This window comes from Kitasatospora sp. NBC_00070, from assembly GCF_045041205.1.
GTDB lineage: Bacteria > Actinomycetota > Actinomycetes > Streptomycetales > Streptomycetaceae > Kitasatospora.
Genome location: NZ_CP108248.1, coordinates 764,520 through 772,403 on the forward strand (window position 1 = coordinate 764,520; position 7,884 = coordinate 772,403).

At 72.2% G+C, this 7,884-nt stretch carries 3 protein-coding genes and 1 pseudogene; 3 read left to right on the forward strand and 1 reads right to left on the reverse strand.

Annotated features, from left to right (window positions below; translation table 11 throughout):
- Nucleotides 1-877 precede the first annotated feature (877 nt).
- The 3 genes and pseudogenes from OHV05_RS38340 to OHV05_RS38350 all read left to right on the forward strand — a co-directional run.
- Nucleotides 878-2,374: pseudogene (locus tag OHV05_RS38340) on the forward strand (Mu transposase C-terminal domain-containing protein); the annotation flags it as partial.
- A gap of 493 nt (nucleotides 2,375-2,867) precedes the next feature.
- Entirely contained in the window at nucleotides 2,868-3,656 is a 789-nt protein-coding gene (locus OHV05_RS38345; protein ID WP_331729857.1) for an ATP-binding protein, read from the forward strand.
- Nucleotides 3,653-4,954: a hypothetical protein gene (locus tag OHV05_RS38350; protein ID WP_331731139.1), complete on the forward strand. Its 1,302-nt coding sequence runs from the start codon at nucleotides 3,653-3,655 to the stop codon at nucleotides 4,952-4,954. Before OHV05_RS38345 ends, OHV05_RS38350 begins: the two co-directional genes overlap by 4 nt.
- Before the next feature lie 939 nt (nucleotides 4,955-5,893).
- Here the strand turns inward: OHV05_RS38350 and OHV05_RS38355 are convergent.
- On the reverse strand, nucleotides 5,894-7,243 hold the full coding sequence (locus tag OHV05_RS38355) for a hypothetical protein (RefSeq protein WP_405021608.1): 1,350 nt from the start codon (nucleotides 7,241-7,243) through the stop codon (nucleotides 5,894-5,896).
- Between the last annotated feature and the right edge of the window lie 641 nt (nucleotides 7,244-7,884).

The window sequence follows — 7,884 nt, forward strand, 5'->3', positions numbered from 1 at the left end:
CCGTCTCCCCTGGCCAGATTCTCCACTGTGCCGGATGTCACATCCATATGTTGCGGATAAGGGTAAGCGTTTGCGCGAAAAGGCAATGGGTCCGCGCGTTTGGGAAATGCGAAAATAGGGGCACGCGTCGGGGCAGGCGGGGTGGTTCCCTTATTTCTGGAAGCTATTTTCCGGGTATTCTTCGATTCGTGGTTCGGTGGGTGACGGGCGGGGGCGGTGCGTTGTCATCGAGGGCCGTGGTGGGCTGGGTGTGGTCAGGTGTTGGTGACGGGTGGGTAGGTTCGGGGGGCTGGCGCCCGGCGGGTGGGCTGGTGTGGGGCTGCCCGGATGGTGGATGGTGGGACCGGGTGCCTGAGTGATGATCGGTGTGTGGTTTTCATTGGGGGGTCGGCGTTGTTTTTCACTGGTGGGGGATGGTGTGTTGTGGCTGGTGGTCAGCTGTTTTGAGGGGGGTGTGTGGTGAAGGGTGGGGCCGGGGTTGCGGTGAAGTGTTCCGCTGTATCACGGTGAAAAGCTGACGCCGATCGTTATCACGATGCCTGGGCGTTGCGTCTGGGAGCGGGGCACCGCCTGGTCGAACGGGTTTGTCTGCCCGCCTTGTGCAAGGCAGTGAAAGATGGGGGGTGAACGCCTCGGGTCGAAGCCTGGGTCGTGGCCTGGGTCGTGGCCAGGGGCGGGATGGCCGCCCGGGGTTGGGCATGGGGTGAAACACCCCGGTGGTGTTCTGCCTTCGATCGGGTGTTGTCGCGCGGCGTGTCGGTATCGCGCCGTGCCGCGGTGGACAGCCTGACCCGCGACAAGGCCCGGTGCGATGGTGTGGGGCGCCGACCGGAACGGGGGAGTGGCGGTGTCCGAGCCGGTGGACCGGTCCGCGGCCGTGGCCCGGTTGATGGACCTGGACAGTCGGGGTGAGTTGACGACCGCTCATGTACGGCTGATCGCCTCGTCTCTCGGGGTAACCGTGCGGGCGGTGTGGTACTGGGTGGCCGCCGCGCGCGGGGAGGGCCGCCTCGTACCGCGCTCCCGCGCGAGAGCGAGCGTCACCCCGCAGATCCGGCGTCTGCTGGCTCTGTGGGGAGGCAACGTCTCGGCCGTTCACCGCGAACTGGCGGCCCGTGCGGCGGACGATCCCGAGGCCGGGCCAATGCTGTCGCTGTCGGCCCTGCACCGTGCCGTGGCGCGGGAGTTGTCGGCGGGGGAGCGGGCGGGTCTGCGGGGTGGGGAGGCGGCCCGCCGGGCTCATGACGTGTTCGGGAAGCGGCCGGCCACGTGGAGGAACGCCTGCTGGGAGGGTGACCACAAGCGCGTGCCGGTGCAGGTCGATGTCGAGGGGGAGCTGGCGTGTCCGTGGATCACCTGGTTCATCGACTGCGCCACCAAGTCCATCCTCGGCCTCGCGGTGACCGCGCACGCCCCCTCCAGGGACGCGGTACTGGCCGCGCTGCGTACCTCGATCACCCGCACCGAACCCTTCGGCCCCGCCGGCGGCCTGCCCGCCCTGGTGCGCGTGGACCGCGGCAAGGAGTTCCTGTGCACCACGGTGACCGCCGCGCTCGGAGCCCTCGCTGTCCCCGTGCACGACCTGCCCGCCTACAGCCCGCACTTGAAGGGCACCGTGGAGGCGCTGAACGACGCGGTCGAGGAGATGTTCCTCGTCTCCCTGCCGCGCTACACCCACCGCCAGAAACTCACCAGCGGCCGGACCGCCGATCCGCACGCGCCGCCGCTGACGTTCGCGACGTTCGTCCAACTGCTGCTGGACTGGGTGCGCTGGTGGAACACCGAGCACCACCCGGCGGCTCTGAAGGGCCTCACCCCGCTCCAGACATGGAACGCGGACCCGACGCCGCTGCGCGACGTCCCGGCCGAGCACCTCGCGTTCTTCGCCCTGGAGGACGACGGCCGCACCCGCACGATCACCACGAACGGCATCTCCTGGCGCAGCCGCCCCTACATCGCCGCGTGGATGGTCGGCCGCACCGATACGAAGGTCCGCCTGCGCCACCTCCCGCACCACGACAGCGAGATCGAGGTGTTCGACGCTACCGGCGGCCACCACCTCGGCACGGCCCATCTCGCCGAGCAGGCGAGCCCGGAACAGGTCCGCGCCCTGAAAGCGGCCCGCACCGCAGCCGCCCGCCGCCTGCGCGCGGACCTGAAGGCCGCCGAGAAGCTGCGCCGCCAGCGGTTCGCCGCCGTCACCACCGCGGCCTCACCCCAGCCGCTCGGCACCCTCACCGCCGCCGAGGCCCAGGCCGAGCTCGAAGCGACCGACAGCAGGGACCTCCGCGCCCTGGCCCTGCCCGGACTGATCCCGCACACCCCGCTGCCCGACGACTGGGTCCCGCCCCACAACACCCCCACCCCCACCCCCACCCCCACCCCCCACCCCCACCCCCCACCCCCACCCCCACCCCCCCCCCCACCCCCCCCCCCCCCCCCACCCCCACCCCTGTGTCCGCCTCTGCCGCCGCCGCCCCTGTGTCCGTCTCTGCCGCCGCCTCTGCCGCCGCCCCCGCCCCTGTGTCCGCCATCGTGTCCGCGTCGGACCTCGGCCAAGACCCAGTCCCCGCATACGAGACCTGCGGTGAGGACACCACCGCCCCCGGGGCGGTGCCGCCCTGAACAGCCCCGCGGCAGGGCGGTTCTCCGTCAGGTGGCACTCACCGGGCGGCACACCCACCGCTCTCCGCCGCTGACGACCCCGATGCCGGTCCTCGACGCTGACCCGGCTCGTGGCCGGCCACCCCGGCCGGGGCCTTGCCCGCATGTCACGGACGACCAGGCCCATCCACCCCGCACCCCACCCGTCCGCACCCCGCACCCCGCACCCCGCAGCCCCGAGCCCGCAGGAGCCCCCGATACCCATGACCACCACACCGTCGGCGCTGCGCCCAGGGATGCTGCCGCCGCAGCGCGCGGACCACTATCTGAACCTGCCCGGGGCGCGGATCGTGGCGACGGAGGCGTTGCGCACCACGCGTGACAACATCGCCGCCACCCTCGACGCCCGCGCGATGATGGTCCTGGCCGGGGCGGCGGGCAACGGCAAATCGTTCTCCGTGAACGCCGCGCTGCGCCACCTCGCACCGGGCAACACCTACCGGGTGGCGTTCCGGGCCCGCCCGACCCCGCGTGACATCCGCCACGAGCTGTTCCGCGCCCTGGCCCTGCCCGGGGAACCACCAGCACGTCCCATCGAGTTCGACGCGGTCCTCAAGGACGCCCTCGCCCGTTCCTTCCATGTCCTGGTGTGTGACGAGGCACAGTGGCTGTCCCGGGAGTGCTTCGAGTACTGGCGCTACTTGTGGGACGAGCCGACCACCGACATCGCGGTGGTCTTCGCCGGGGGTGACGGCTGCGCGAAGGTGCTGCGCCGGGAGCCGATGCTCGCCTCGCGAGTGTTCATCTGGCAGCAGGCCCTGCCGCTGACCCTGCCCGAGGTCCTGGCGACAGTCCCGGCATTCCACCCGTTGTGGGAGGGCGTCGAGCCGGATCTGATCGCGTTGGTGGACAAGCAAGCCGCGCACGGCAACTTCCGGGCCTGGGCGCGTATCACCAAGCACGCCGCCGACGGCCTGGCCGCCCAGGGCCGCACCCGTGTCGATGAGCAGTTGCTGCGCCAGGTCTACGGCAGGCTCGGCGCCGGCACATGAGCACCCAACCCCGCCCCACCTCTGCCACCGCACCCCCGGTACACCCCACCCGCCCCGCTGACCCGGCCCGCCCTGCCGATGCCGGCCGCACCGTCCCTCCCGCGGACACCGCCCCCGCACCCGGTACGGCCGGCCCCCGCCGCGCCACGCGGGTGCCGCCCGCCGCACCAGGCACCCGCCCGCTGCCGCCACTGACCCTGGCCCTGGACCCGGCGGACACCCCGGCCTGCACACGTACGGCGCTGGCCGCCCACGACCCCGCCCGCGGCCAGGCCACCGTCCATCCCACCCCGGGCACCGCCCACACCGCCGACCTCGCCCACGACGTGATGGCCGCCCTCGGCAAACCCGACGCCGCGCCCAGCCCCTGGACCACCCGCCCCACCCTCACCTGGGCGGCCGCAGCGGCCCACGCCCGCGCCATGCGCCTTGGCCACCTCATCGTGCTGCGCGCCCACCTGCTGACCCCCGCCCGCCTGCACCAGCTCCTGCTCTTCCAACAGCGCACCGGAGCGCACCTGACCCTGGTGTGCCACCGCGCGCCGACCCCGGCCCTCACCCGCGCCCTCGCACACGTCGGCCACAGCGTCACCCACGGCCTGCCCCCCTACGCCCACCCGCCACACCCACCCCGCGCCGCCACCACCGTCGGCGCGGGCACACTCCCGCCCCGCCCGGCCACCCCCACCTGGCTGACCCTGCCCGCCCTGACCCGGCTGGCCTGGCCCCACACCCCCACCCCCTGCGACTGCTCCCCGCCGCCACCCCACCCCGACCACACGCCCTTCCCCACCCCACCCGGCCGCCTCGAAGAAACCCTCACCCGCCTGGCCCGCCTCTCCCACCCCACCCACGCCGCAGCCCTGGCCACCGCCCTGTTCACCGGCGCCCCCTACGCCCACCTGAGCACCCTCACCCCGCCCCACTGCCACCCCACCCGCCCCACCCTGCACCTGCACAAACCCGCCCACCACCACACCCCGGCACGCTGCGCCGCCCACCCCATCCCCGCCTGGGCCCGCCCCTTCCTCCACACCGCCACCCTCTACCACCACTACCTCACCCGCACCCCAACCTCCCCGTTCACCAGCTGGCGCACCGAACCCGCCACCGACCTGGCCGACCTCCTGCACACCGCCGAACACTGCCGGCTGCGCCCACCCCAGGACCCGTGGGGCCGCCCCGGCGGCCGCTTCCGCCTCCACTTCCCCCAAGCCCTGCCCGACGGCCCCGAGTGGACGATCGGGGTGTGGCTGGACAACCTCCCACCCGACCTGCAGACGGCCGCCCTGCGCTGACACACCCCCAAGCCACAACCCAGCCCACGGGCACACCCACGACCCACCACCACCGACCTCCAAGACCGACCGCCCCGCCCCGACCGCGCCTCCGCCCCGCCGGACCGGGCCGTGTCCCGTAAAGACCGGACAGACCCGGCCCGCCTGCCGGACGATTCGGTGATCTGGCCGACCGCGCCCGCCACTGCGCCGCTGCCACGCTGTGGGGCGCGTTCTGGCGCCCCCGTCCCGCGCAGCCCGCTGCGCCCGTCCCGCGCAGCCCGCTGCGCCCGTCCCGCGCAGCCCGCTGCGCCCGTCCCGCGCAGCCCGCTGCGCCCGTCCCGCGCAGCCCGCTGCGCCCGTCCCGCGCAGCCCGCTGCGCCCCCGTCCCGCGCAGCCCGCTGCGCCCCCGTCCCGCGCAGCCCGCTGCGCCCCCGTCCCGCGCAGCCCGCTGCGCCCGTCCCGCGCAGCCCGCTGCGCCCCTGTCCCGCGCAGCCCGCTGCGCCCCTGTCCCGCGCAGCCCGCTGCCCCTGTCCCGCGCAGCCCGCTGCGCCCCTGTCCCGCGCAGCCCGCTGCGCCCGTCCCGCGCAGCCCGCTGCGCCCCTGTCCCGCGCAGCCCGCTGCGCCCCTGTCCCGCGCAGCCCGCTGCGCCCCTGTCCCGCGCAGCCCGCTGCGCCCCTGTCCCGCGCAGCCCGCTGCGCCCCTGTCCCGGTCTGCGTTTTCTGTGCCGTTGGGGCGGTGGTGTTGTCGTGCGGTGCGGGGTGGTGGGTGTTCGGGGTGGGTGTGGGGGTGCCCGGTTGCTGTCCTGGGGGGGAGGGGGACGGGAACCGGGGGATTTGGGGGGTTGTCTGTTTTCTGGGTGATGGTGGCGGGGCCTGTGTGTGGGGGGTGGTGCTGGGTGTGGGTCAGGCCCCCTGGATGGTGGTCCGGGGGGCCTGGGGTGGTTGGGGTGTGGGGGTGTTAGCGGGTCCAGGTGGCCTGGTTGCTGGTGTTGTAGGCGACGAGGTTGCCGTCGCCTTGGAGGGCGAGGCGGTTGGCGGTGCCGAGGTTGGCGTTCCAGCCGCCGGTCGCGTTGACGGTGAAGTTGCCGTTGGTGTTGAAGGTGGCGGTGGGGGTGCTGCCGCCCCAGGAGCCGGTGGCCCAGGGGGCGCTGGCCCAGTTGCCGGTGTAGAGGACGAGGTTGCCGTCGCCCTGCATGCTGAGGCGGTAGCCGTTGCCGTGGTTGACGTCGCCGGTGGTGACGACGCCGCCGGTGGCGAGGGTGTCGCCGCGCAGGAGGACGTCACCGGCCCAGGTGATCTTGCCGTTGGTGTCGGTGGTGCGGATGTAGCCGGAGTCGACCCGCAGCTTGTCGCCGGCGGCGCCCTCGGAGTGCCAGATCTCGGTGTTGCCGTTCTTGATCCTCAGGACGCCGTCGGTGCCGAAGGAGGCGACGGCACCGTTGTTGCCCCAGGTGCCGCTGGTCCACAGGAGCGAGCCCTGGGTGCCGTCGTTGTTGACCTTGTAGGCGAGGAGGTTGCCGTCGCCCTGCATGACCAGGCTGCCCATGTGGTCGAGGGACCCGAAGTTGTACGCGGTGCCGGCGGCGAGGGTGGTGTTCTTCGCGATGCCGGCGGCCTTGTGGTTGGAGAGGTTGCTCAGGGTGTACTGGGCGGTCACGTTGACGTACGCGTCGCCGTCGTTGACGCTGTAGTCGTCGACGTTGGCTCCAGGGGTGTTGTTGGCGATCCGGACGGCATAGCCCGACTCGTTGCCGATGTGGTTCGTGCCGCCGATGCCGCCGCTGTAGCCGTCCTTGCCGCCTCGGCCGCCGATCCATCCGCCGCCGCCGCCGCCGCCCGAGTCGCCGCCCGCGTTGTAGCTCGAGTTGCGGATGCTGTAACCGTCGCCGCCGGCGCGGCCCCTGTCAGCGACGCGGTTGCTGTCGTTGTCGTTGCCCTCGCCGCCGGCGCGGCCGTTGCCCCAGCCGTCCTCCCAGCCGACACCGCCGCCGCCACCGGCGGCCATGAAGGTGGTGCCGTTGATCGAGACGAACGCCCCGTCACCACCATCGCCACCGTAGTAATTCATGAGTGTGGACAGGCCACCGCGAGCGCCTCCCCAATTGCCGAGGTCCACCTGGCTGCCACCGGTGATGTCGTAGGTGGCCTGGACCCGGCCGCCCTTGCCGACGTGGCCTTGGTTGGGCATACCGATGTATCCACCGGTGCTGCCATGCTCCCCGCGTACGTCGATGATGATCTTCGAGACGACGGTGTTCTCCGGAACGGTGAAGCTGTCGTTATTGGTCGCGCCATTGAGGAATGTCACGGTGGGACAGGTGACGACGTTGCCTACGACGCTTGTGGGTGTCGCATTCTTCGGGCACAAGGTAGTGGTGGCACTGGCAGAGGACGGAGCCAAGAGGGCTGCCCCGGAAAAGGCGATCGCGCCGGTGAGGAGGGTGGCGAGGGTGCGCTTACCTCGTCGGTGTCCCGCTCCGCCGCTGGTCTCGGGGTTGAAGCCGGGTGCCTCGGCGGCCGGGGTCTGGGTGGTGGATGCGGTGGGCCAGAGGTTGATTGCCATGGTGTGCTCCTGGTGTTCTGGCTCTGGTTTGTGCCGGAGCCCGATGGTGTGGTTTCTTCTCTCTGGCCTTCTCCCCTGGCCAGGTCTCCAACTGTGCCGCAGGTCACGTCCTAAACGGCGGATAAAGGCCAGTAATTGCGCGGAAAGGCAGCGCGTCCGCGCTATCGGGAAATGCCTTCACGGGGGCATCCGGGCGGGCATCCGTGAGATTTCCCTCACTAGGTGAAGCTATTTCCGGTAAATGCCAGCTGCTGTTTTCCGCAGCGTATTCGTCCGGGTCCGCGGGGTGGTGTTTCCTCCCCGGTCGGGGCGGTGTGTGTTGGGGTGTTGGTGACGGTCGGGTAACCGTGGCGGTCTGGGGGTGTGGCGGGTGTGGGGTGTGGTGT

What these genes read in the sequence shown, in the direction of transcription:
- OHV05_RS38350 (WP_331731139.1), top strand. Translation starts at nt 3,653, where the DNA reads ATGAGCACCCAACCCCGCCCCACCTCTGCCACCGCACCCCCGGTACAC.
- OHV05_RS38345 (WP_331729857.1), top strand. Translation starts at nt 2,868, where the DNA reads ATGACCACCACACCGTCGGCGCTGCGCCCAGGGATGCTGCCGCCGCAG.